Raw genomic sequence first — 25,371 nt, 5'->3', positions numbered from 1 at the left:
AGTATAAGGGGGAAACTTATACTACCCTTATATTTGCAGCAAAGGGAAAGCGCCTGCTCGAACAAGCAGACGCTTTCCCTTTTTATTTTTCATGGATATGTTCGTTTTCCCTCGTTTTTCTTCCCCCTGCTACCCTTTTATGCCCGTCATGGCGATGCCTTCAATAAAATGCCGCTGCGCAACGAGAAAGACAATCAACGAAGGAATAACAATAACGGAGGTTGCCGCCATCATCAGATGCCACTGCGCCGAATAGGAGCCTTGGAACAGGGTCAGCCCCTGCATGAGCGTGTAATTACTTTCTGAGGTAATGAATGCCAGCGGTCCTAAATAATCGTTCCAATTGGCGAGAAACGTGAGCAGGCCAACCACAATCATCGCCTGCTTGCCAATCGGCAAAATAATTTGCAAGTAGATGCGGAAATGTCCGGCACCGTCCACCTTGGCGGCTTCATCCAGCTCTGCCGGGATGCTGAGGAAAAACTGCCGCAGCAGAAAAATGTTGAACACGCCTCCCCCAAACCACGCGGGCGCAATGAGCGGTACGAACGTATCGGTCAAATGCAGCGTATTCCAGAACACATATTGCGGAATCATAACGACGAAAAACGGAATCATTAACCCCGTTAATATAAATCCAAACACCTTGTCGCGGCCCTTCCAGTGAATGCGCGAGAAGCTGTAGGCACAGACGGAGCTGGAAAATAACACGCCAAGCATCGCAGATGCCGTAATGACGGTGCTATTGAGAAAAAATCGTCCGAATGGATAAGCGCCCAGCGCCTGCTCGAAATTATCCCAGCTTAAATCGTCTGGCAGCAGCTTCGGCGGCATTTGATACAAATCGCCCATATTAATGAGCGAGGTGCGCAGCATCCAAAAAATCGGAAACAGGAAAAACAGGCTGCCTGCTATAAGCAGCGTGTAAATAACGATTCGATTGCCCAATGATTGCTTTTTCATCTGCGCTCCTCCTTGCCCTCATAATAGACCAATGACTTGGAGAAGTAGAAAATCGCTGCGGTGAACAGCATAATGACGAGAAACAGCAACACGGAAATCGCGCTGGCGCTGCCCATTCGCGAAGACTTGAAGCCTTCGTTGAACAAATACAGCACATAGAGCAAGCTCGCATTGTTAGGTCCGCCCTGTGTCATAACCGCTGGCTGCACAAATGTCTGAAACCCATTAATGAACGCAATGACCGTATTGAAAAAAATAATCGACGAGCTCATCGGAATGGTAATATAAATCAGCTTATGCAGCCGGTTGCCTCCATCCAGCTCGATCGCCTCGTATAAATGACCCGGAATGCCCTGCAAGCCTGCTAGAAAAATAACGATCGTATTGCCCAGCGTCCAGAAGCTGAATAAAAGGAGCGTCGGCACCACGGAGGTCGTATCGCCGAGCCATCTGGAGGTTGGCAAATGCAGCGCATCCAGCGCATAGTTGACGATGCCAAAGTCTGGCTGCAGCAGCCACATCCACACCATCGAGGATGCTGCAAGCGGGATAATAACGGGCAGGTAAAATACGCCGCGAAAAAAGCTTTTGCCCGCAACCTGCTGATTCAGCAGTATGGCTAAAAAGAACGATAAAATAATGCCCAGCGGCACGCTCAGTCCAACATAATAAACCGTTGCTTTCACTGCCGGGTAGAAAAAGGGATCTGCCCCGCTGAACAAGCTGGCATAATTGTCAAAGCCGATCCATTTCGGCACAGTGCCGACGCTGTAGGAAGTGAAGCCCAAATAGAAGGTTGCCGCAATCGGCACGATGACGAAAATGACGTAGCCAAGCAGCACTGGCGAAGCGAAGAGCAGGCCGAAGCCCAGCTCTCCGAATTTCCGTTTTTGCCTGACTCCGCGCTCCGCCTTTAATTCACGCTCATGAACGCTTGCCAGTGGTTTCATAACAGCTCTCTCCAAACTCGTTTTATCGTTTATTCACTCACATCATAACGGCCTTGAATTTCAGGCTGTACCTTCGCTTCGAGCTCCTTCATCGCTTCTGCCGCTGTTTTGCGGCCGAGCCATACTTCATCCATGCCGGAGAAGGTAATGGCATTCACCTTCGAGAAATTTTTAATATAATAAGAGCCATTCGGAACGCCGTTATGCAAAAGATTATTCATCATCGCATCCTTGAAGCCCGCCGGATGCGCAGGGTTATTTTCTGCCCACTTCGCTACAAGCTCTGGATCGGTGTACCATTTCGTCATCGTTGGCATCCAAAGTCCGCCTTTGTAGAGGTCGATCGAGCCTTCCGGATTTTCCAGGAATTTCGTAAGCAGCCACGCTTCCTCCAAATGCTTCGTCGATTGGTAAATGACCGACGCCCCGCTAATGCCCATTGGCACGCTGCGCTTCATTTTCGGCAGGACGCCGATATCGTAGTTGACTCCAGCCGCCCCGAGATCGAGATTAATCCACTGCCCATGCATCGACATGGCAACCAGCTTCGATTGCAGCGCCACAGCCTGTGAAGGAATCGACTTCATTTGTACCGGAGACGGCGCAACATGATGCACATTAATTAAGTCCGCTAAACGCTGGATCGCTTCGGTCGCTTCCGGCTGGCTAAAGCCGAATTTCCCATCCTTCGTAATCCATTCGCCTTCATTGTTAATCACCGTCGCATGCACAGGGCCATGCCAGGTTTCAAAGGATACACCGTATTGACGGATGTTTTTCGGATCAAAATCCGCTTCAGAGGCGTTTTTTCCATTTTTGTCAATCGTCAATTTCTTGGCAACATCGACGAACTCATCCCAAGTCCAAGCATCCTCCGCCTTCGAGGGCGGGTAAGCGGCATTCGCCTGATCGAACAAATCCTTGTTGTAAAATAAACCGAACGTCTCGCCCGCTGTGCTAATGCCGTAAGCGAAATCCTCGGAAGATTTGAACCAAATATAGTCGAGGAAATCCTCGCGCTTCAGCTCGCCGTCATTATCAAGCAGCTCAAACAGATTGACGAATTTGCCTTCCTTCTGCCAAGGGTCTGCAAGCTCCCCATGCATATAGCCGAGATCCGGTGAGTCGTTGCCTGCAACCATCGCCGTAATTTTCGCATCATAGTCAGCTTCCGGGATATGAATGGCGTTTACTTTAATCCACGGGTATTTTTCCGTAAAGGTTTTGGTCGCCTGCTCCATCGCCGCCTTCTCCTGCGGGCTTCCCCAAAACGTAAACTTGAGCGTTACAGGCTCTTTCTCCTCAGGCGTCGATGTCGCCTCGCCCTTCGGCGATTCCGCAGGCTGCTGGCTGCTGGCTCCTTCACTTGCTGGCGTGTTTCCCCCGCTGCCTGTGCCGCTGCATCCTGCCACAACGAGTGTTAGCGATAATAGCAATGTCGTCAATGCTGACCTTCCTTTGAATCGTGCGATCATATAAAGCCTCCCTTTGTTATGCCAATCTCTTTGTACAGCTCTATCATATTGAATGCGGTTACATTTTAAAATTCGAATTTATTTATAATGGTGGACTTTTTATAGCGCTTGCCAAAAACTTTAAAAAGGAACCTTTTATAATTACTTTCCTCGCAAGGAAGCGATCCTGCTGGATTTGGGCCAGACACAGATGGAAGTCACTCAAGCAAACCTTGAGCGATACCACTTAATTAACGACGTTAAAGAAAAATTGCTGACCCTGTTTCGCGACTTGTTTCAAAAATATGCCGTCAATGCTGAGCTTGCGAAGCTCACCATTTTGGAAATGCTGCGCTCTCCTCTGCTGCTGCAAGAAGAATTTAACGTCATTAATAAATTTGAAGAGCTGCTCTGCACCCTTTTGGATGAGGCCGAGAAGCTCAATAAATTGCCGTCCCAATTAGCTTCCGCAGATATAGCTGCCGTGCTGTCGGGGATGTACTTTCATGCTTTGCTTGATTGGGCAGCCTCCCATAAGGATATGTCACATATGCAGGCCAGCTTTGAACGCCGTTTTGAAGTTATCTGGGACGGCTTAAAAATAAGAGGTGAATTCGCATGATGCTGTGGATTGCAAAAAGCGGATTTATTTTGCTGCTGCTTAGCGCCATTCATGTTTATTGGGCTTTTGGCGGAAAATGGGGCGCAAGCGCCGCATTGCCTACGAAAGCAGGATCGCAGCAAACACTATTTGTACCGGGAGCAGCAGGTACGATGATCGTAGCCTGCCTGCTGTTTTGTGCGGCGATGCTCTTGCTCATGCAAGGAAGGCTGCTCCCCGCTTTCTTAGATGCTGCTTTCATCAAGTGGAGCTGTTGGGCATGTGCAGCTGCCTTTATGCTGCGGACGATTGGTGATTTCAACTATGTTGGCGTGTTCCGCAAAGTCCGCAATACCCGCTTTGCCAGATTTGACTTGTATTTGTTTACGCCGCTTTGCCTGCTGCTGTCAGCCGTTTTTTATGCGGCTACAGCCTGGGCAGTCTAACAAATTTAATATAGCCAACCAGATTCTGATGAATTCACGTACCGAATGGCAGCTTCATGCGCTTCGTTTCAGCGCTGACTTTCTGCACAAAGATAGACTTGCTGGGGCACAGCAGCCGCTATTTTAACAAAATCATGGGTTATAGCAAGGTGGCGGACTCAGGAGCCGCTAATGTGCGGTCAATCGTCATTTTGACGGGATAATGAAGGCAATAGCGGATTTCCTGTCCGCGTACAGCCTGAGATCGCATAAAAAGCCAGAATAGCGGAACCTCAGTCCTCCAAAAGCATGGAAGGAGCGTCAGAATGCAAGGAGCGTCCCAAACTGCGAGGTGTTGGCAACAGAGGTCTCATTAAGAGTGTCATACCTTACACAAAATTGTTATTCTGTTACGAATTTGTTTAAGCTTTTCACCCTTTTTGTTCTTTATTAGTGAAATCTGAGGCCGCAAACTGCTTCATAAAAGCGTCACGGCTTCCTTTAAACACATTGATATCGACGTACATGTCAATACCTGCCACATGTCCACGGTTATGATATTGCCAGAACTGCCAGCCGCGCTCTTCAAGCTTCGGATGTTTTACAATGTCGCGAATCCAGATTTCATAGGAGGCAAACGCAGATACATTTTCTATATAAGTATGATAAGTATCGTACGTCACATACAATATAGGCTTTTTGCCATAACCCGCCTCCATGCCATCCGCTAGCGCCTGCAGTTCCTTATGTATTTTAGCTTGGTCATGGTCCAGGCTGATTTCCAAATCGATGACTGGTGGTAGACTATCCGGCTCATAAGGAACTGTTTTTATAAAATGGGCCGCCTGCTCCTCCCCCGTACTCATCGTTGTGAAAAAATGATACGCTCCCGTCAAAAAGCGCTGCTCCCTCGCTCCCTGCCAATTTGCTTCGAACCACTTATCGGTATAATCTTTGCCCTCCGTCGCTTTCACAAACATGAATTCATATTTCCCCGTCGCCTTTATTTGCTGCCAGTTTATTTCGCCTTGATAATGCGATACATCCAGCCCTTTCACCTCATAGGCATTCGCAAATATGGAATTATGCCAAATGACTCCCTTATATTCTAAAACGCCAAGCAGCACTAGCAATGCCAGCCCGCCAATAATTATATTTCCCCATTTCTTATTACGCTTCATTTGCCTGCTCCTCCCCCTTAATAATGAATATTATACCAATTAGATACGTTAATGCCTACAAGCGTAAACGGCTTTCGCCGTCCTCTGGCGGTAAAGCTAACGTTTCGCGGTGAAATAGAAGGAGTATAAGGGAGAAACTTATAAATGCTTAAATTTTAAAAAAACTCGCCAAGCTTTCCTTGTTCAGGAAGCGAGCGAGTTTTTGCTGCTGCGTGCTGGATATAATGCTTTTAAATAGCAAAAATATGATTGCCAATTTGTACGATTTGTTCCCTCGTCCAAATCCATGATGATGTTGCCGTCTTCGGATTAAAATAATACAGTGCGCCATGCGTTGGATCGTTCCCGGCAACGGCTTCGACTGCCGCCCTGTAAGCTGTAGAATCCGGCTTAAGCTGGTATTGTCCATCATCAACTGCTGTAAACGCACCTGGCTGCTCGATAATGCCTTTAAGCGTATCAGGGAACTGCGAGGAAGCTAACCGATTCATAACAACAGCGCCTACAGCGACCTGCCCCTTAAACGGCTCGCCACGCGATTCGGCAAAAATAATACGAGCCAGCAGATTAAGCTCATGCTCGCTGACGGATACCTTTTTCAACGTCTTCCAGGTTTGTTTGCCAGCAATGCCGTCGGATTGAAGGCCATAATCTTTTTGAAACCGTCTCACGGCATCCTCCGTCATTTTACCGTAGAAGTCCGTTACCTCGTCATTCATAAAATACCCTAAAATCTTTAATCGATACTGAACGTCGGGAACATCTACCCCTTTGCTGCCATAGCTCAGTGTAGCTGGCGCCGCGGCTCCAACGATTTGAAGCGGCAAGCTGACGACCATAACAATTGCAAATATATATGCTAAGCAATTGCGAAATATTCGTTTATTTTTCATAATTCTAATATTCCTCCTTTGCAAAACAAGTTAAAAACTTATTTTTAAAATATATTTTTTATTAATTTCAGCACTCGTATGAGTTTAGCATAGTATTAATATGAAAGTAACCGTATTTGCTTAATTACATGAATTTACTAATGTTTGAACAGCTGTACTCGGCTCTCTTATACGCTGTACGGGAGTTTTCTCCAGGGAACTGCTATAATGAGGGTTAGATGATCGGCAGAGGTGATAAAGGATGAACATTATTAAAGTGAAGGATCGGCAGGAGCTCGACAAACGGGTTCCATCCATGCCTTGGTATATTGAGAAATTTATTAATTATAAGCTGCCAGACCTCTCTCCTTCGTCGCTGCTTGAGTATGTAAGGGATTATGAGCTCTTTCTAAATTGGCTTATTACAGAAGGACTCTCTGAGGCTGCGGTAATCAAGGACGTTCAGTTAACGGAGCTGGAGCAGCTTCATATGGACAGCATTGACAGCTTCCGCATGTTTCTCGCCACCCATCCGAGTCATAATAATCGTAAAACGACGATAACTCGCAAGCTGTCCTCGCTGCGCTCGCTCTTTCATTATTTGAGCCAGATCGCGGAGGATGAGCAGTTCTATCCGCTATTGAAGCGCAATGTCATGGCGAAGGTTGCTATTAAGCGCACAAGCAAGCCTAAGGATACGGCGGCGAAGCTGGAAGGCAAGCTGCTGCAGGAGGAGGAAATTGGGGAGTTTCTTGCTTATATTGCCAGCGGCTACGAAACCGATCTTGCCAGTAACAAGCAGGCGCTGTATTCCTATGAGTTGAACAAAATACGGGATACGTGCATCATCAGCTTTATTTTGCATTCCGGCCTGCGCATATCCGAGCTGATCAATCTCAACGTCGACGACATTGATATGAAAAAAAAGCTCGCGCATGTTTACCGCAAAGGTAAAAACGACGATTCGTTTAAAACCCCGGTCTATTTTCGCCAGGAGGCGGTAGATGACCTTCAGGTGTACCTCCAAATGCGCGATACGCATTATAAAGCACCAAAGCGTGAAAAAGCGCTGTTCCTTGCCATTGCGAACGGCAAAAAAGAAGGCTCTCGGATGACGAAACGGGCGGTGCAGGCCATGGTTATGAAATACGCGAAGCGTTTCGGCAAGCCCTATTTATCCGTACATAAGCTTCGCCATTCGTTCGCAACTGATTATTATTTGCGCAATGACTTGTACAAAACGCAGGAGCAGCTTGGGCATGCATCGCCGGAGACGACGCAAATTTACGCCCATTTGACCGATAAGACGATGGCGGAAGCAATTGATCGGGAATAATTCTGGATAATTGGCGAAGTTAACTGGCCCAGGCTAGTCCAGCCAACTAAAATCAAATAGCCTTCTCGGCTGCAGCTGGCGTTCAGCTTATGCAAGAAGGCTTTTCGTTTTGTGCTATATAATATGCTCAAAAATCTTTGGACAGCTCCATATCTGTAGCGGAAATACCCTCTTCCACCGCAAACTCAAAATCTTCAATGTCGTAAATTTGTACAGGGATTTCTGCTTGAATCAGCTTATCTTGAAACTCAAACTGGTCGGAAAGCAGCGGCAGATTAAATTTCAATGCGGTCAGCAGCAGCTCCGTCTCGATTGGATCAAATGCCTCGCCGTATTGTGCGCTGTCTACAGCATGTACAATTGTAAACTGTATCCGCTCGTTTAGCAGCAGCGGCGAGCTTTCCCGCCAAGGCACCTGCATCGTGCGTTCGATTTTTTTACGGTTGAGCGGATCTTCAAAAAAAGCAATCAGCTCGCCAATTTTATTTTTGACATGAGCATCATCATCTGGATCTTCCATTACGGGATCCGATCCGTCTCTCATATCATAAAGCTCTAAAATGGATGAATAAGGAACAACATAATCAATAGCACTGCTTGGAACGAGAAGGTGACCATAAGTTGCCACCATCACTGCCTCTATTACAAACCGTCGCGGCATGTTTGACCTCCTTCTATAAAACAACGTTTCCACATTATTATACAATAATCCAACTGGTGTACAAGATAGCCATTCGCCAAATTTGCATTAATTCCACGCGCCGCAGTACAATGGTGGGGAAATCATTATCGGAGGTACATACATGATTAGAGAAGAAGCTATCATTATTGGCGCTGGTCCATGCGGCCTTGCTGCGGCAATTGAGCTGCAGCGCATCGGAATCCAGCCCCTTATCATAGAAAAAAGCCATCTGGTCCATTCGATCTCACAGTATCCGACCTACATGCATTTTTTCAGTACGCCCGAGCTGCTTGAGATTGGCGATATTCCCTTCACGACGCCCAATGACAAGCCTTCGCGACTTGAAGCGATGAATTACTATCGCACAGCAGCGCTGCGCCATGAGCTTCGGATTAATCCTTATGAGACGGTAACGAGAGTCGCTCGTGATAATGGCCGCTTCACGCTCTCCAGCACCAATCGCTTTGGCGAACCGCTAACCTATTCCAGCCGCTATGTTATTATTGCCACCGGTTATTTTGACCATCCAAATTATTTGGGCATTCCTGGGGAAGAGCTGGAGAAGGTAACGCATTTTTTCCGCGAGGCCCATCCGTATACCGGAATGGAGGTCGCGATTATTGGGGGCAGCAATTCTGCTATAGATGCAGCGCTTGAGCTTGAACGGATCGGGGCGAAGGTGACCGTCATTTATCGCGGTGAGCACTATTCATCAAGCATTAAGCCATGGGTGAAACCAGGCTTTGAAAGCAAGGTAGCCAAGGGGCAAATTGCGATGCGCTTCTGCTCTCGCGTCACGAGCATCGACGACCGCAGCGTCACGCTTGAAGACCTCGAGAGCAAACATACGATTGCAAATGATTTTGTGCTTGCGCTGACTGGCTTTCATCCGGATCGGGATTTCCTAACTGACACAGGTGTCGTGATGGCGGAGGAAGGTTATCCGTTTTTCAACGAAGCGACGATGGAGACGAATGTGCCAAACTTGTTTTTGGCCGGTGTTGTTGCTTCACGCCATGAAGCGAATGAAATTTTCATCGAAACCGGACGTTTCCACGGCAGAAAAATTGCCTCGCATATCGCTCAAAACACCGCAGTCGAAAATTAAAATAGATTGATGGCAAAGGTTTGAGGCTGCCCATGCCCAGAGAGCACAATATAATGCGCTGTGCACCTGAGTATGGGCAGCCCCTTTTATAAATCTGTCATGAAACGGTTAGCCACGCTCGCTCCATGCTTTTCCCAATAATTCACTATTGATGCTTACAGCCGCCATTGATCCCATTGAAGCCGCCGCAACGACCTGATACTTTTGGGAAGCAGCATCTCCGGCACTATAGATGCCCGGCACATTCGTCTTGCCAAACTCATCGACTATAACAGCCCCTGCTTCTGTCATGGCACAGCCCATAGTCTGCGGAAGATCCGATCCAATCGCCAGCTTCGGCACAAAGAAGATACCTTCGCATGATAGGATCGATCCATCCTCCAGCACAACATGCTGAACGCTGCCGTTAGCAGCTTCAATTCGCTGAATTTTCGAGTCAAATATGGGTACATCATGCTGCTGCAATTCCTCGCGCTGCTCAGCGGTCATTTCGTCTGGACCATCGGTGCAAATGGTATATTGGCTTGTCCAGCCTGCTATTATTTTGGCAAAGTGCAGCGCATGATCCCCCTTGGATATTATAACCAGCTTCCTATCCCTCATTTCCCAGCCATCACAATACGGGCACACAAATGCGCTTTTTCCATAAACGTCCGTTAATCCTTCAATATCAAGTGGAAGATCCTTCATCCCTACGGCAAAAAGCAGCTTTTTAGCCCCAAAGGTTAATCCTTGGGCAGTCGTAATTATAAATTCCCCATCGGTTCCCGTTACCGCAACGGCTGAGTCATTTTCAAAATGAACGGTTGGGTAAACACTGATCTGCTCGCGCGCGATTTGACGAAACTCGTCAGGCTTAATGCCGTCTCTCGTTAAAAAGCCATGCGACTCCTGTGTCACCCGATTGCGCGGACGCTCTTCATCAATGACGATAACACTCTTCCTCGCTCTGCCTAATACTAGCGCGGCACTAAGCCCTGCCGGCCCTCCACCAATAATCGCAACATCCATCAATTGTTTCATATTAACCACCTTCCAAGAGCTTTAATGTCTTTAATTGAAAAATAAAAAACATTCTAATTCTCATTGTTTTCTATTGCGCTGCTATTGTTTAGAGATTGGATAAACATTACACTGCTTTGTTTAGAATCCCCTTTTCAAAACACCTATTAAAGATACTTTATATCTACTATTGAGTTGCAAACACTATTATAGACAAAGTAAATCTGTAATTCAAGCTTTATTTTTTGCCGGCAGCTCTGGTATGGTTAAATGAAGAGTATGCTGCCGACCAAGGTGAAGAAGCCAATCCTTTTGTAAGTGCTCGTGAGTTGGCTTTTTCGGATTATCTTCACCTGAACCGCGGACTACTCAATAACCCAGCAAATTCCTTAAAGTGAAAATATTTTCTTGAAGGAACGTTTGATTTTTTTCAATTCCTCTGTTTTTACACCAAACAACTGCGCTGAAAGCATCGTAGATATCATAAAATGGCAGCAATCTTTCCAGATCCAACATAGGTCGAATCGATTGATAACCTTCAATGAACGGTATCTTTGTTCTAGGATTGACTTCCCAAATATATCGATTGACTTTTGTGAAATCTATTTCCGAAGATCCACAACGGGCACTCTCGAAATCAATAATGCCAGCAACCTCGTTACCATTCACCAATATATTACCTGGTCTAAAATCCATGTGAACAATGCATGGTCCGTCAGGATCCGGTAAAGTAGAGAAAACTTCATCAAAGTGAAGAATACAACTTTCATACAATTTTGAGTCGAGAATCTCTTTGATTGGCTCTTTCCACTTTTCAAAATTACTTTTGATATGTAATCTCCAATTATTTTGGTCAAGCAACTTAAAACCATCGGTTAAATGGTAACCATACCCAGGAGTTTTAACCTCATGGAGCATAGCATGATAAACGCCAATTTGAAAAGAAAGTTTCTCATCAATGATCCCTGTACAAGGCATACCTTGAATTGCTGAAAGAAGCAATGCTCCAGTAGTACTTTCATCCCCATACCAAATGTCCAATACCTTAGGAACAGGTATTATACCCTTTAATGTTTCAAGCATCTGAAATTCACGGAATAGTTTATCCTTGTTAAATGGAATTTTTACAAACACGTTTTCTCCACTGGCAAGAATAAGTTTGTATACATCAGAACTAAATGACTCTGGAACATCTTCAACATTCAAGACGTTCAACTTTAGCTTTTCTATAACTTTTAGAATGGAGCTCATATGTTACCTCCTATATTAGATTTCCAGTGTTACCATAACACGAAACATACACGCATATATACAAATCCATGTCCCGCAAGGAATTCCGCAAAAAAACTTGCCCTTATTTATGGTACGGTTCTCCGAATCGCACCAGCACGTGCCACATGTATTTTAATTCCTGAAGCACCCCATCTAAATTTCCTCTATCACTCCAAAGATCCGGATTGCATATCAAATCATTGACCGCAGTTCCGACTGCTCTAACATCAATTAGATTGTCGATGGCTATACGTTTGGCGAGTAATGGCATGGTTGACCCCCTAAAATCCGGTGGTACTTTATCGGCCTGGATAGCATATCCCTTATGCCAATGAAGTTCTATTGAATATTTTAAGCATAGCTTCTCAAAAGTTCCCTCTATGTCTGTTCCTTGAAATGAAGGATCGGCCACCAGTATTTCCACGTCATCTTGCAGAAAAATATCACCGTGAATTTGAGCCTCAATGAAGTGATTAAGATTTCGACTAGGCATCTGTTTTATACGTTCAGTGATAGGGAGATTTAAGCAGAACAAAAGCCAATCGACCACTTTTCGGGGCGACAGATCCTTTTCTCCAAGAGCATATTCTCGGAAGAATGCATCTTTAAGAACGGCGGCTAAAATGTCATCGAATTCTTCATAGGTTCCTTTTTCTAGAGGATCATCCTGAGAACCACCGTAAGTATATGTGCAACGATAGGATGCCTGTGAAGCAAGAAGGATATAACACGAACCAAACCTCGGAGACGGACCATCAGAATGCAACATTAAATCTAACGCGCCGTATTTTGGCCTTTCACTGTTGGTGATGCCTTCCAACTGATAAGCGCCTCCAAACAACTTCATCTCCCAGAGATCCCGAGCGCCTCCCGGGTAGGCGGATACGCTGCCATTAGAAATCTAATAGAAATCGATTTAATCGAGAACAAAATGGCGGTAAATTACCCTTATTTTCATATTTATGTATATATTAGTTTTATTATCATATGCTCCATTTGTGGGGAGGCAATTATCAAGTTAAAGGAGTGGAATGATGAAAAAAAGGCTAGTCACTTCTATTGTTCTATTGTTTTCCATCTTTGTAATGGGTTTTAGTTTAAGCAGTTCGGCAGCACCATCCACATATGTCCACGGTATTTTTTCACAAAAACCGTTGTATGTATTGGATGGAACGACAGGCAATTGGCTGACCTCGACAAGCGGCAATGCGATAGCGAGTTGGACAGAAGCCCCGCTGGCTTCAGGAAATCAGGCATTTTTCAATGCAATCTCGATAGTCGGAACCGACCGTTTTGAATTCCGTCTAATCAGTCTTGGATCGACTACCGTCGATCAAATCAATGGCAAATTCGATATTTACAAAAATAATGTGAAGGTCGCTGCGGCGATTCCCGGCAGTGTATACGGTTTAAGCCAGCCGGTCGGAAATTATTTTAAATTTTATAACAGTACGAATACATGGCATGTATCCGGGTATATCACAGACCGGCTAGATTACTAAGAATTGACATCGAAGAAGTCCCACCCTCCCCGGACTTCTTGTTGCAATCATTCAAGCTTTTTTTGTAAACCTTTACATAAAATAACTCCGTCTGGTCCAACACCTACAATTTTAAGCCGAAACTGCTATGTATATGGGCAGACCGTTGCTGTCCTTGAATGCCTACCTTTATTCTACGCCATATCCACAAAAAAATGGAATTAATTTGATTTCAAGTTACAGAGTTCCTTAGCATAAAATTAAAAAAAGTAATTTCTCTTACATATATCATTTTCATGAACCATAGCCCGAATCCTACACACATTTATACAAATCCATGCCCCGCATGGATTCCTTCACAAAAACCTGCTTATTTATGATACGGTTCAGTGCGCTTTCTGTAACGGCAAGTCTCGTTAATCTATTCCTGCTTTCCGCATGCTATTCTATAAAACCAAGATTATCTATCTCGAAAGCAGGCATTTTCCTTCTAACCGTAGAACCACAATTGTTCTCGACTTCCGCTGATCATGACAGGTATGGGAAACCTCCACTTCGAGGACGAATCTATGATGCGGGATTACATTACTACCCTCCGTCAGCTTTACCCTCGGCGGCAGCATAAGATCTGCTTTATTAAGAGTCTTTCATAAAGTCGAGATGCTTAAATCCCCAACTGCACATATCCGTCAACACCGGCTCCAGCGTTTGTCCATGAACGGTTAATTTGTACTCAACTTTAGGAGGAATCTCCTGATATACACGACGTTCGACAAGCCCATCCCGTTCGAGCTCCCGCAGTTGATTGGTAAGCATACCCTGCGTAATTACCGGAAGCATTCGCCTCAGTTCTTCGAATCGCTTGGTCCCCTCATGCAGCAATATAAATAAAATCAGATACTTCTATTTACCTCCAATAATAGCCAATGTTGCTAGTATACCATCCCTCGTCTTATCGTCTTGGGCTCCTAACCGCAATATGTTCAACTCCCGACCATTGTAAGATAACCGCAAACCATCATCACAATATTAACAAAATATCTCCGATCCAAACACTAGTAGAAAATTATGGATATTTTTATTTTAAATTGATATGATGGTAGATAAAGTATTGATAATCGTCTGATGATGTGAACTGGCTGCCTTGTCTATCAAAGGAGGTGAACCTGAGAAAAGTTTAATTCTTAATTCCAGTTTCATACCAATTGGGGCGGGTTAATTTCTCCTTTGCCACCCCTGACAGAATGCTGTACAGAAACATGCACTAACTGTAACGTTTTCTTGTTCTATGCATTTAGCTTTAACCATTATAAAGATTAGGAGTGTATCAAATGAGTAAACAACTTTTCCCCCGTTTTTTTCGTATTATGATACCTTGCTTGTTGCTTTTGGTATTTGCCTTACCAGCGACGGCTTCCGCAGGCCATCTTGGAGATAGACTTACTATAGGTGGCAGCTTTGCAAAGGGGGATTATCTCACCTCGCAAGATGGTAGATTTTCAGCCATTTGGCAGAATGACGGAAATTTTGTCATCTATCAGAATGGTTCTTCTCTTTGGAGTAGCCGTACGAATAACAGTGGGGCCATTTCGTTTAAATTTGAACCAACTGGGAAACTGGTAATGTACCAATATGGAACAAAACCTCAAAGTATATACCAATATGCTTATCGTTTTGGATTCAACCACGCCACAGGTAAATTCGAATATCACTATGGGTGGGGGTATGATACGGTTTGGGTAATTGACACTACTAAAATTCAAGACGCTTGGTTTACCGATACCGCCTCTTGGATTTCCAAGCACGGAAGAGGTTTGCCAACTAACACAACTGGTGACACGCTGATCATGCAAAATGATGGGAATTTAGTTCTCTATAACTCAACCCTGACAAATAGCAATTATCCCAATAGTTGGATTCCTGTCTGGGCTTCGAACACGATTGGTCGATAAAATCAGATTGAGAGCCGCATAATCCGCGGCTCTTTTTTATTTATTCAAGCAACCTAATCATTTATCTGCTTAACGAAAAGAGCTCAACCCGTAAAAATCGGCGTATGAGCATTCAGATTTCTACCTCTGGAGAAAATTACATTTAAAGGCTTGCCGGTACTTGTGGTTACGGTTCACCGTATCATTCTAGAGGCGAAATTCTTTAAGCAAAAAGGATCTGGAAGCTTACCTTCAGAACCTTTGTCCATATTAAGGATTTCAATTCCTTTATTTTTACATCAAACACTAATGAAGTTTTTCAGGGGTAACTAATTTTTATTTCGTTTGTTAACTTCAATTGCAATGAACTCCGGCAAATAATTGGGAGTACAGCCCTTTGATACCATTTCATCTTTATAAAGACTCGTTTTCTCACCAAGTTTAATACAACGTGCTCGATACTTTTGATCATAAACGCCTATCCAGCCTGCGGTGAAATTCATTGCCCATTGAACTTCCGGTTCTTCCTGCGTAATATTAGCTTCTAATGTAGAAAGTAAGTCTACGGTGTTATCAGGCGGTGTTTGTCCAACCCATCTCAATCGCGCTTGAGAATACCAGAAAGCTCGCCTTTGAAGAGCAGAAGGGCTATTTTCCCATGACTCCATCAATGTAATTGTCTTCTTGTCTTTGGAGAGCTGATTAGCCATTAACCAATCCATTAAGTTATTTCGCTCATCAAAGGTGTGAGTCTGCATATCCTTATCAAGCTTATTTAGCACTTCTTTTGAAAGCAGTTTTTTATCCATAATTAAGATTGCTAATAGTCTGGGTAAAAACTCTTCGGTTGACCAAAGTTCCATAGCTAGTTCGTGATCTTTTTTAATGTCCTTCGCGATTTTTCGTAAGTCGCCTAGCTTAGTTTTACTATTGATCTGTGGTAGAATGTTTTCTGCTTTTGAAGAGTATTTCATTCCTGTACTTTTATTCCTATCCATTTGACACCACAACTCCTTTATTAAAGCACTGTTTCATAATATGTCCTTGGGGCGATATATCAATAACTTAATTTCGTTATAAGTGTTATTGCATACAATTGTGCAAGGTGTGATTCATTTCTCCCTACTTGTGATACGCTTCACCCAATCGCATCTTCAACTAAACTACCATCTTAATGCCGTTCAAAGTCTAGTCGTTTGTTTTTCTTGAACACCCATTCAAAACAGCCTGACCGGACCATTCTCCGACCAGGCTATTTTGAACTATTTACCGCGTTTCTTCTGGCGCGCATACAAGGCGTTTACCGCTTCTTCCTGCGGCTCCTCCTCCTTATAGCGCGCCTCCTCATAAAGCTTGATTAGCTGCTTTTGTTCTGCTTCGCTATAGCTATCCTCAGTCTTCGCAGCCACCTGCCATTTGACCAGCTCTTTTGCCGTTTCCCTAGGCGTCAAATGAGCCTGAAACACATACCCCTTACTTATGCTGCGCTTCACCCAGCGGCTGTATAAATAGCGGATTCGCTCCCTTGTTCCCGTGAGCTCCTCCCACTTCACAGCCTGCTCTCCCCTTTTGCTTTTTCTGCGCAGCCGCCAGCCATCCTGCCATTTATTTAAGGTCATTAAACTTTCAACCTCATCCGTGTAGCCTTGCTCGCCTCCCAGCCTTTCAGCAGAGCGCTCTGCCATCTTGGCGAGAAATGCTTTGGAGAGGCGATACACGACTCGCAGCAGCCAATAAACAGCTAGTCCTATCGCAGCAATAACGATGATTATAATAACGACTTTCAATACGTTTTCGATCCAAACGAGCCAAGTGGCAGGATCTTTTTGCTCCACAGGCGGAAAAGCGGGCGGCGATGCTTCCGGCTGCTGTGAAGCAGGCGTCTCCGCCTCGCGTCCCGTCATTAATGACAGAAGCAGCTGAACGAGAGAACGCACTGCCCATTCTATTCCCTGCGTAATTTGCCTGATGAAGCCGATTGCAATAATAGGAAGCAGCAGCAGAGCAAGCATCCATCTATTTTGACGTTTGAAGGCTTCTATAGAGGCTGAGATTGGGCGATGCTGCCCCGTCTGATCCGTCTCGCGCTGCATCAGCCGCTCATTCACCATGAAAAAATAAACAAGCAACGCTGTGATCCCGCCCGCTGTCATCCAAATCGAGTATTGCTGAAGCGGAATGAGCCAAAATTGAGCCAGTTGAAGCGCTAAATAGCCGAAAATGCCTATTATCATCGTGCTGCCGGTAAACATAATCGGCCAGCTGTGCAGCCGTTCATTCATTCCCCGATAAGCAGCGATGCTGCCGAAAATAGCAAGCGCTGGCCACCAAGCTTGCCAGCTTGCTCCTGATACCGTTGCAATTGCCCCACATACGGCAAGCAAACCATCAGAAAGCAAAATGCCAATCAGCAAGGCAAGGCATAGTCTTATTGCGCGATTGCTGTTAATCAGCTTCTCTGAAATGGCAAGCAGCAGCGAGCCAGCGCCATAGCATAATGGCAAGCTGATCAGCCATACGATAAGGAGGCCGCCTGAGAGCGCATAAGCACCAAACGGCAAAACGAAAGGCAGAAAAAACAACAGCTCCAGTAAGCCTTTCCCTACAGCTATTCCTGCGATTTTTCCGCTAAGCGATTTGTTCATGATACGCCACCTGCCTCCAGCTGTTCGCTAGCCTGCCCTGCTAATAGCCAAATCGAGACGGAGTTGCCGCCAAAACGCAGCTCCTGGGCAGCAAGCTCCAGCGTTTCATTCCAATACGCTGAAATAATGAGCACATCGCAGCCACTTACACCGCGCTCGCTCTCCCTTTGCAGCAGATCGCTGAACAGCTCCGTCCGGATCAGCGACAGCTTCGCGAGCAGCTCCAGTATCGCCAGCCACTGGTCATGTCCGCTGCGGGGCAGCAGCATGGCACTTTCAAGCTCGCCTTGCAGCGGCATATTGGCAGCAAAGCCGACTTCCATGCCGCTCGCCGTAATAGCCTCCGCTGCTCCTGCTGCCCATTCAATGCCCCGTTCGATTAATGCTTCATCCGTAATCGTACGCCACATTCCCTCATGATCCTCAACATTCAAATAAATCATCAGCTTCCGGTCAGCTGTATAATCATATTGATGAACCTGCAGCTTGCCTGCCCGAGCAGTCGCTTTCCAGTTGACCGCCTTGAAGGAGTCGCTTGGACGATAATCTCTTGCGCCTACCACAACGAATGGATCTTCCACAATCCATCGCCGCACCGACGTCTCGCCCTGCCAGCTATGGGAGGGCAGCTCATCCAACGGTACCTGTGCAGGGAGCGGATATACAAGCAGCTCGCCTTCAATCATCATTTGCTTCATATCATGCTGAATGCCCAGCAAATCGCCGCCGGTCAGGGCAACCGAGCGAAGCTTGTACACCCCGCGCCTGGCGCTGACAAACGAATGCGTGCGAGTAATTTTTGTATAAGGCATAAGGCTGAAAAAGCTTTTATGATTCTGGTAATGCTCGCCGCTGCTCACCGCAAGATTGTCCTGCGAGCGAAAGATGAGCTGAGAGGATAATTGAGATTCGACGCGAAGCCAAGGAACTGGCAGCCACTTGCCATTTGACAATTGCTCCACCAATTCCATACGATCACCACTAAAACAGGTTGATTGACTAAACCGCCTAGAGTAGCTAATGCTCCGCAGAGCAAATCTGCGAAAAATTTTAGCCTGAAGCACAACAATAATGATTGCAGCGATAATAAAAGAAAAGACAAGCATCGTCTATTAACTGGCCTATTTAGCGAGAAGCCCTGCCTCGGCAGGAACCTCGGTTCGCCTAATAATATCTTCGATAATTTTATCTGCGCTGCCTTGTGTACGCTGCAGTCCACGAAGCGCGAGACGATGGGCCAGCACGGGCTGCGCCATCGCTTTAACATCATCCGGCGTTACAAAATCTCTTCCCCGCAAAATCGCCTGCACCTGCGAGGCTCTCAGCAGCGCCTGGCTGCCGCGAGGGCTTACGCCCGTCTGCACTTCTTCTCTGCTCCGTGTCTGCTCTACAAGCTTCAACATATAAAGCAGCACATCATCCGATACGCGTACGGAGGAATACAGCTGCTGAGCTTCAGCAATTTCGTCTGCCCCTGCAATAGGTGCAAGCTGCTCCAGGGGGTCCTGTTCTTTAAAGCGCTTCAAAATTTGCAGCGCCTCATCCGTTGTGGGATAGCCCATTTTAATCTTGAATAAAAAACGGTCCAGCTGCGCTTCCGGCAGCGGAAACGTTCCTTGATGCTCGACGGGATTTTGCGTCGCCATAACCATGAACGGCCGCGCAAGCGGCATCGTCTCGCCCTCGAGACTAATTTGCCGCTCCTCCATACATTCGAGCAGGCTGGACTGCGTGCGCGGAGTGGCGCGGTTAATCTCATCAGCCAGCAGCATATTCGTAAATAAAGGGCCGGGCCGGAACTCAAAGTCGCCCTGCTTCTGATTGTAAAAATGAATGCCCGTCAAATCTGACGGCATTAAATCCGGCGTAAACTGCACACGCCGAAATGTCAGGCTGAGCGACTTCGCCAGCGATTTGGCCAGCAGCGTTTTGCCCGTTCCGGGCACATCCTCCAGCAGCACATGGCCGCCGGTAATTAATGCGATAAACAATAAATCGGCTATATGCTCTTTCCCTACGATAACGCGGCCAATATTGCTTCTCAGTTGTTCAGATAATGCAGCAATGGATTGGTAAGACATATTAGCAGCTCCTTTTTTTCACTATAAAATTAAGATGTTCTATTGGCCCCAGCCACAGCGCTCGCGCTGCACCCGCTGCAGATCCGACCAGCGAACGAGCCGAATGCCCTCGCCATGCAGTACCTGCACAATCTCTCGATCACGGAACAACTGGAACTCAAGCCCGCGTTTCTCAGGCTGGCCATGGAAGGAAAACAGCTCATCGGTTACGAGCGACGGATGAATAATAAGCTCTGTCAAACCCGGCTTAAGGCTGCGCAGCTGCTGTTTCATCGCCTCTTTGAACGACACATACGTCTCCCCTGCCTGCAGTTGAAATGGCAAGGCGACTAAGTAATCCAGTATGATGACGCCTTTGGAATCCGCCAGCATTCCGAGCTGCTTCGCCTGCTCAGCAAGCTCTGGAGAGGCTGTTTGTGCACGATCACCAAGCAAATGACGCGGAAGGCGAAAAGGCAAGCCATATTTGGCGCACACGTCGAATACAATAGGTAAAAAATGCTTGCCTGTCGCAAGCCCATACAAGCTGCCCATATGATTGTCGGCATGGCTCGGCTTCATCCCTAATTGCAGGGCAAGCTCTATCTGGGCAACCAGCTCTCGCTCAACCTGCTCGGAGTCGGCCTGCAGCTCAAACGTGCGGCTATCTTTCGGGAAATATCCGCCCTCTACGAGCAAAGAAGGAACATTCTCGGGCTTGCTTACGGGCCCCCAGCGATAATTATCCCACTCGCTTGTAAACGTGAAATGAACGCCAACATCGTGCTCCTGATGTAGTGCGCTCCACCTCGCCGCTTCCCGTGCTGCGGGGCACGGCATCATAATCGTTGCCGAGCTTACTGCGCGCTCTTCCAACAGCTGCTCCACCGCTTTATTGACTGAACCACATAAGCCATAATCATCTGCATTAACAATGAGCAGTCTTTCATCGCTGCTGTATCCTAATGCGGCTGCAACACTCATGAGCCCAACTCCTCCAAATTATTGTGGTCGACCAACACCAGCAAGCAGCTCCTGAAATAGCGCTTTCAAACGCAGTTCATTGCTGCCTGTCCATTTCACTATATTTGCCGCTTGGATTACAATTTTCTGCAATACCGCCGCTTCGTCAAGCTGCTCTCGCCAGCGTGTCATAAAATGCAGTGTCACATCAAGCATCCGCAGCTTAAGCAGCAGCGGAATGGTGTTGGCCTCCTCCTCTGTCAGCCGCAATTCCGCCCCAAAGCCTTCACAAAACAAGGCGATACGCGCAAGCTGCCCATCATCTGCCCAGTCAATTAAATCCACAATAACGACTGCGAGCTCCATTGCCCTTACATCGACGGTACAAAACTCAAAATCCAGCAAGCCGACTACAGCATCCCCACGTGCAACGGAATTGCTGAAATTCAAATCGCCATGAATCCATTGATGTGGAAGCTCGGCTATGCTTTTCAGATCGCTGCGCAAGCTTTCTCGTTCCTGCTGCAAGCAAGCGATTTGCTCCTCAAATTCCGGCAGCATCCCAGCTTCGCCAGCAATATCTCGCATAGCTGGGATGCTTATGGCCTCATAAGATTGCTCCAGCTTGTAATAGGGATCATAAATAGGCTCCCCCTGTGGCTTAATGACGCTTAATCCTTTGCATAAGGCAGCCGCAGCGGTTCCGAGTCCCCTAATGTGGGAAATATTTTCGACGGAAGGCCGCTTGCCTTCAATGAAATGGCATAACGTTGCCAGCTTGCCGCCCTGCGCCTCCGTTACGGTCTGCCCTGCGCGGTTCGCTACAGGCATCGGAACGTCAAAATGGCGATTTTTTTGCCCCAACAGCCCAAATAACACCTCGTGCTCCAGCAAAACGGTCGACTTATTCTGATGATTGTTGTAAATTCGCAGCACATAGCGGTTATTTCCCGCCTGCACGATCCGTGTTGTATTGTTCATGCCGCTGTCTCCGGCAGCTATTTCCCATCGTGCGCCAAGCTCATATTGGTCCAAAAATGTTGAAAAATCATGCTGACTCAATGGTTTTGTCCTCCCCTAAGCTACCAGTTGCTGCCTTTATTATACTTGCTGGGAGCAGAAGTTGGCAAAAAATCGGAAATCAGCCGATGAGATTCGCTATTTCCCCTTAATTGAAGTGTCCTTTTACAGGCAAGCTTCGACACATTTTGTAACAGCTAGATACTGCTTAATCGCTTCTGAGCGCCTTCATTTTGCCATATCTAGTTTCCACTGATTTTACCCCTTCCATCTGTTGTGGGCAGACACGCTATCTCGGGTTTTAAGCTTTATTAGGCAATCGTTAGCCTGCTGTCGAAATCATTTTAAACATGTTGGATTGTGCGCTTCCCCGGGAAATAGACGGCTCATTTCCACCTCTCTATTTCCCATACTGGCTCCTCACTCCGTTAGTTCGAATTTTCGCTCAATTCTAATAATTTCTCCGTGAGTTTTATTCAGGCGGCTTTGCAGCGTCTCTAGATGACGTCTTCGGTACCGCAAATCGAGCACTGCCGACACAAGCAGCACCGCACCCGCTCCCATGATGCCCTCCTTGCCAAGCACGATCGCCGCCAGCACAACGCTAAGCAGCAGCCAGACCAGTGCCGTTATATTCACAGCAGGGCTCCACCTTCCGAGATGCCAAGGCGCATCTATGAGCAGCTTGTGCTTCTTGCCTGCGTGCAGCGCTAACGCTATCGGTATTGCATACGCCGTGTATAGGCAAATCAGTGTGAAGCTGGGGACGACAGCCGTCAGCAGCTGCTCTGGAATGAGCAAACAGGATGTCACGAGGATAAAGAAAAACAAAACGGCAGCGAGCCAGACGCATTTCCCGGGTGATTGAGTTGCAGGGTGAACGCCCGACAGCTGCTTGCTGAAAGGCAGCGCCTTATCGCGCGTCAGGCTGTACAACAATCGCGAGCAAGCGATCAGGACGCTGCTGCTGCTCGAATAGAGCAGTACGACTAGGAGCAGTGACACGAGCGGGGATCGGCTTATAGCATCCAGCAAACTGCCCGCAAACCACACGCTCCCGCCAGTCGGTATGCCTCCATTTGAGAAGCCAGGCCATACAAGAGTCAGCACAGCCAGCAGCACAAAGCCAATAATAAACGTGTAAGCCGTCGATAAATAGATCGCCCATGGCACGCGAATGCGGGGATCGGATGTCTCCTCGGCACCTTGGGCAGCGCTGTCCATGCCGAGAAACAGCTTTTGCAGAAGCAGAAAGCCTGCAAGCAGGCCAATGGTGGACTGCCCCTTCCCCTCTCCGTTATAGGCAGGAAGCGTAAATAACAGCTCTGGCGAAAAAGCACCCGGCCAATACAGCGCCATTAGAATGCCGATTGCAGCGATTGCAGCGATAAGCTGCAGCCACAGTCCGCTGCGCAGCAGAACAGCCAGCAGGCGGACGCCCCGGCTGTGTAAAGCGGCCTGCGTGATCACCATTGCCAAGGCAATAATGGCTTTCGTCCATATGGAAGGCATATAACCTAGCCAGCCCGCAAGCAGGCCATCCAGCAAAGAGGCGCATAGCAGATTGGTCAGCAGCAGGAGACCCATGTAACCAGCCATGTGAAACCAGCCCGCATGCCAGCCCCATACACGTCCTCCTAATGCGGAGGACCAGTGATAGACGCCACCGGCGGTCGGAATAGCAGATGACAACTCAGCAAGCGATGCACTTACCATTAAGGCAAACAACGCAGCAAGCGGAATGCCGATGCCGACGACAATGGGCCCTCCCTGCTGCAGGGCAGGCGCGAGAAACAACAAAGCTGCTGCACACAGCCCCATCGTGTTGAAGGAAAGTCCGAATGAAGCAGCCGCTCCAAATTTGCGTCTAAGCTGCTGGGCAAGCCCAAACAGATTCAAATCATGCTTATCCTGCTGCATTTGAATATAGGTGGCATAAGCCGTCATGCTCTGATGGCTTGAAGATTTGATACTTTGCTGCGCCTTCACAGCCCCAGCTAATGCAGCCGCACATACAGCGAAAAATAAAGCTAGCCCGATTACGAGCGCAATCATCCCACCACCCCCATCGTTAAGCATTATATGTAAGGGCGGAAGGGCTCATGCCAGCAATCAAGCAAAATAAATCATGGCATTAATTATTTATGACATTAACTATTAGGCAAAAGCAGGCACCCTATACTAGCGCGAGCACCCGATTCAACAATTGGTCGGTGTCAAACGGTTTTTCTATCCACTCGGTAATGCCCAGCTCAGCCGCAGCCTCCATTTTTTCAGGCTCTCCGTAGGCGGTAATAAGCAATACTTTAACGCTCGCATCGCTTTTGCGAATCGCGCACAGCACGTCCAATCCGTCCATATCAGGCAGCATAAAATCAAGCAAAATGCAGTCTGCACCATGACGCTCGAATTTCTCAAGCGCGCTCATCCCATCCGCAGCTTCATACACGGTAAATCCCGCCTTCTGAAACAGCTCTGCCAGCATGAGCCGAATAAGCGGCTGGTCGTCAACTATAAGCAGCTTTTTGCCTTCCGCTATCTTTGCTGCATCCGCGCTGCCAGCCAAAGCTTTGAGCGCCTGCTGGCTGCGCCCGATGCCTTGCTTGCCAGGAAAGCTTTTCTTTACTGGACCCAGCTGCAAGCTTGAAGACTGTCGCCGAACGGGGGGCGCGGAAAGGCTCGGCCCCTTGTCCTTTTTCACATACTGCAAATAAACAACGAAAGCGATCGTCGTGACAAATACAGCGCATAATAAAATAATATACATCATGCTGTCTTCTCTCCTGCTGCAAAGTTGCACAAATCAATAATTGACGACCATTGGTCCGAGCGGGCCATTTTCATTAATCATATCCTCAATGTCATAGACGGAGATAGGGAAATACGGAAAACCAAAAGCGTAAGGCGTCAGCTCATAGAGGGCAAAATAAAGCACCAGCGTCCGGTCCGCAATATAAAAGTCCTGATCCGGCCTTATGGCTTTGAACGGCGACAGCGTGCTAATATCTCGTGACCTGATTTGAGCGGTGACCAGCGCAGACAGCTTGACGATATAATTGCTGCCGGGCTTAAACAGCTCAGCAAGCGCATAAGAACGTCCCGTTGTCAGCTTGAAGGTAAGCGACTGCTGCAGCGTCAGTCCATGCGCTCCGCCCGTATAAGCATAGTTGAACAAAGACAGGCTGAGCACATCCTTCTGGTTGTTTTTGAGCTCAAAATATCCTTGCATCTCCGCATGCGGGTCTTCAAGCGTACCTTGCTCGGCTATGAGATGCTGCGCTGCTGAGTGAATGATCCCATTGATTTGACTATCCGCTGCCTCATTGGATCCCCCGCTAATATGAGGCATCCACAGTTCGACCTTTGGAGACGTACTGCGGACAGACTGAACGATTACAGGAGATTGGAACGCCATATCGGGCTAC

At 47.1% G+C, this 25,371-nt stretch carries 23 protein-coding genes and 2 pseudogenes; 6 read left to right on the top strand and 19 right to left on the bottom strand.

The features are described from left to right. Positions 1-129: 129 nt before the first annotated feature. From AC50YG_RS03205 to AC50YG_RS03195, 3 genes are read right to left on the bottom strand one after another with little or no spacing between them, the layout of a single operon-like run. A complete protein-coding gene (locus tag AC50YG_RS03205; RefSeq protein ID WP_494824641.1) occupies positions 130-963 on the bottom strand; it encodes a carbohydrate ABC transporter permease in 834 nt (277 codons plus the stop codon). Then, the gene (locus tag AC50YG_RS03200; RefSeq protein WP_494824639.1) at positions 960-1,913 is read right to left on the bottom strand and encodes a carbohydrate ABC transporter permease; all 954 of its coding nucleotides are present in this window, start codon (positions 1,911-1,913) and stop codon (positions 960-962) included. The genes AC50YG_RS03205 and AC50YG_RS03200 overlap by 4 nt, the downstream gene beginning before the upstream one ends. Positions 1,914-1,942: 29 nt before the next feature. Beyond that, entirely contained in the window at positions 1,943-3,358 is a 1,416-nt protein-coding gene (locus AC50YG_RS03195) for an ABC transporter substrate-binding protein (RefSeq protein ID WP_494824637.1), read from the bottom strand. Between the two features lie 220 nt (positions 3,359-3,578). Between AC50YG_RS03195 and AC50YG_RS03190 the strand changes: the two genes are divergently transcribed. Then, a complete protein-coding gene (locus tag AC50YG_RS03190) occupies positions 3,579-3,989 on the top strand; it encodes a hypothetical protein (RefSeq protein ID WP_494824635.1) in 411 nt (136 codons plus the stop codon). Beyond that, positions 3,986-4,414, top strand: a complete 429-nt coding sequence (locus tag AC50YG_RS03185; protein ID WP_494824633.1) for a DUF3995 domain-containing protein — start codon at positions 3,986-3,988, stop codon at positions 4,412-4,414. The genes AC50YG_RS03190 and AC50YG_RS03185 overlap by 4 nt, the downstream gene beginning before the upstream one ends. 410 nt (positions 4,415-4,824) lie before the next feature. Here AC50YG_RS03185 and AC50YG_RS03180 read toward each other — a convergent pair whose 3' ends face one another. Next, entirely contained in the window at positions 4,825-5,574 is a 750-nt protein-coding gene (locus tag AC50YG_RS03180; RefSeq protein WP_494824631.1) for a GH25 family lysozyme, read from the bottom strand. Positions 5,575-5,804: 230 nt separating this feature from the next. Beyond that, positions 5,805-6,467 carry a cell wall hydrolase gene (locus AC50YG_RS03175; RefSeq protein WP_494824629.1) on the bottom strand — a complete coding sequence of 221 codons (663 nt, stop codon included), beginning with the start codon at positions 6,465-6,467 and terminating at the stop codon, positions 5,805-5,807. A gap of 241 nt (positions 6,468-6,708) precedes the next feature. Between AC50YG_RS03175 and xerS the strand changes: the two genes are divergently transcribed. Further along, complete coding sequence (gene xerS, locus AC50YG_RS03170; protein ID WP_494824627.1) at positions 6,709-7,782, top strand: tyrosine recombinase XerS; 1,074 nt, start codon at positions 6,709-6,711, stop codon at positions 7,780-7,782. Between the two features lie 127 nt (positions 7,783-7,909). On the opposite strand, the gene AC50YG_RS03165 is transcribed toward xerS, so the two are convergent. Beyond that, complete coding sequence (locus AC50YG_RS03165; protein ID WP_099520235.1) at positions 7,910-8,443, bottom strand: ADP-heptose synthase; 534 nt, start codon at positions 8,441-8,443, stop codon at positions 7,910-7,912. 142 nt (positions 8,444-8,585) lie between these two features. Here AC50YG_RS03165 and AC50YG_RS03160 point away from each other — a divergent pair, with 142 nt between their 5' ends. Beyond that, a complete protein-coding gene (locus tag AC50YG_RS03160) occupies positions 8,586-9,572 on the top strand; it encodes a YpdA family putative bacillithiol disulfide reductase (RefSeq protein ID WP_494824624.1) in 987 nt (328 codons plus the stop codon). Positions 9,573-9,680: 108 nt separating this feature from the next. On the opposite strand, the gene AC50YG_RS03155 is transcribed toward AC50YG_RS03160, so the two are convergent. From AC50YG_RS03155 to AC50YG_RS03145, 3 genes and pseudogenes are all read right to left on the bottom strand, one after another. Beyond that, a complete protein-coding gene (locus AC50YG_RS03155) occupies positions 9,681-10,595 on the bottom strand; it encodes an NAD(P)/FAD-dependent oxidoreductase (RefSeq protein ID WP_494824622.1) in 915 nt (304 codons plus the stop codon). A gap of 348 nt (positions 10,596-10,943) precedes the next feature. After that, on the bottom strand, positions 10,944-11,825 hold the full coding sequence (locus AC50YG_RS03150; RefSeq protein ID WP_494824620.1) for a phosphotransferase family protein: 882 nt from the start codon (positions 11,823-11,825) through the stop codon (positions 10,944-10,946). A gap of 103 nt (positions 11,826-11,928) precedes the next feature. Continuing rightward, a pseudogene (locus tag AC50YG_RS03145) lies at positions 11,929-12,747 on the bottom strand (DUF3626 domain-containing protein); the annotation flags it as partial. Between the two features lie 133 nt (positions 12,748-12,880). Between AC50YG_RS03145 and AC50YG_RS03140 the strand changes: the two are divergent. Then, on the top strand, positions 12,881-13,348 hold the full coding sequence (locus AC50YG_RS03140; protein WP_494824619.1) for a hypothetical protein: 468 nt from the start codon (positions 12,881-12,883) through the stop codon (positions 13,346-13,348). A gap of 615 nt (positions 13,349-13,963) precedes the next feature. Here AC50YG_RS03140 and AC50YG_RS03135 read toward each other — a convergent pair. Continuing rightward, positions 13,964-14,305: pseudogene (locus AC50YG_RS03135) on the bottom strand (winged helix-turn-helix transcriptional regulator). 353 nt (positions 14,306-14,658) lie between these two features. Here AC50YG_RS03135 and AC50YG_RS03130 point away from each other — a divergent pair. After that, entirely contained in the window at positions 14,659-15,279 is a 621-nt protein-coding gene (locus AC50YG_RS03130) for a hypothetical protein (protein ID WP_494824617.1), read from the top strand. Positions 15,280-15,587: 308 nt separating this feature from the next. Here the strand turns inward: AC50YG_RS03130 and AC50YG_RS03125 are convergent, their stop codons facing one another. The 9 genes from AC50YG_RS03125 to AC50YG_RS03085 all read right to left on the bottom strand — a co-directional run bounded on the left by AC50YG_RS03125 (position 15,588) and on the right by AC50YG_RS03085 (position 25,361). Further along, positions 15,588-16,256, bottom strand: a complete 669-nt coding sequence (locus AC50YG_RS03125) for a DNA alkylation repair protein (RefSeq protein WP_494824615.1) — start codon at positions 16,254-16,256, stop codon at positions 15,588-15,590. A 264-nt stretch (positions 16,257-16,520) separates the two neighbouring features. Beyond that, a complete protein-coding gene (locus AC50YG_RS03120) occupies positions 16,521-17,903 on the bottom strand; it encodes a hypothetical protein (protein WP_494824614.1) in 1,383 nt (460 codons plus the stop codon). After that, complete coding sequence (locus AC50YG_RS03115; protein WP_494824612.1) at positions 17,900-18,874, bottom strand: DUF58 domain-containing protein; 975 nt, start codon at positions 18,872-18,874, stop codon at positions 17,900-17,902. The genes AC50YG_RS03120 and AC50YG_RS03115 overlap by 4 nt, the downstream gene beginning before the upstream one ends. 150 nt (positions 18,875-19,024) lie before the next feature. After that, complete coding sequence (locus tag AC50YG_RS03110; RefSeq protein ID WP_473758534.1) at positions 19,025-19,984, bottom strand: AAA family ATPase; 960 nt, start codon at positions 19,982-19,984, stop codon at positions 19,025-19,027. 39 nt (positions 19,985-20,023) lie between these two features. Further along, positions 20,024-20,947 carry a polysaccharide deacetylase family protein gene (locus AC50YG_RS03105; protein WP_494824610.1) on the bottom strand — a complete coding sequence of 308 codons (924 nt, stop codon included), beginning with the start codon at positions 20,945-20,947 and terminating at the stop codon, positions 20,024-20,026. Between the two features lie 18 nt (positions 20,948-20,965). Then, positions 20,966-21,988 carry a phosphotransferase gene (locus tag AC50YG_RS03100; protein WP_494824608.1) on the bottom strand — a complete coding sequence of 341 codons (1,023 nt, stop codon included), beginning with the start codon at positions 21,986-21,988 and terminating at the stop codon, positions 20,966-20,968. Between the two features lie 378 nt (positions 21,989-22,366). Continuing rightward, complete coding sequence (locus AC50YG_RS03095; RefSeq protein ID WP_494824607.1) at positions 22,367-24,001, bottom strand: amino acid permease; 1,635 nt, start codon at positions 23,999-24,001, stop codon at positions 22,367-22,369. Between the two features lie 121 nt (positions 24,002-24,122). Continuing rightward, a complete protein-coding gene (locus tag AC50YG_RS03090) occupies positions 24,123-24,716 on the bottom strand; it encodes a response regulator (RefSeq protein WP_494824606.1) in 594 nt (197 codons plus the stop codon). Between the two features lie 33 nt (positions 24,717-24,749). Then, positions 24,750-25,361, bottom strand: coding sequence for a DUF3298 and DUF4163 domain-containing protein (locus AC50YG_RS03085; RefSeq protein WP_494824605.1), 612 nt, complete (start codon positions 25,359-25,361; stop codon positions 24,750-24,752). Positions 25,362-25,371 lie beyond the last annotated feature (10 nt).

The organism is Paenibacillus sp. J31R34 (genome assembly GCF_059383715.1).
The sequence above is the reverse complement of the archived record's forward strand: the minus strand, read 5'-3'. Positions and strand labels throughout refer to the sequence as shown.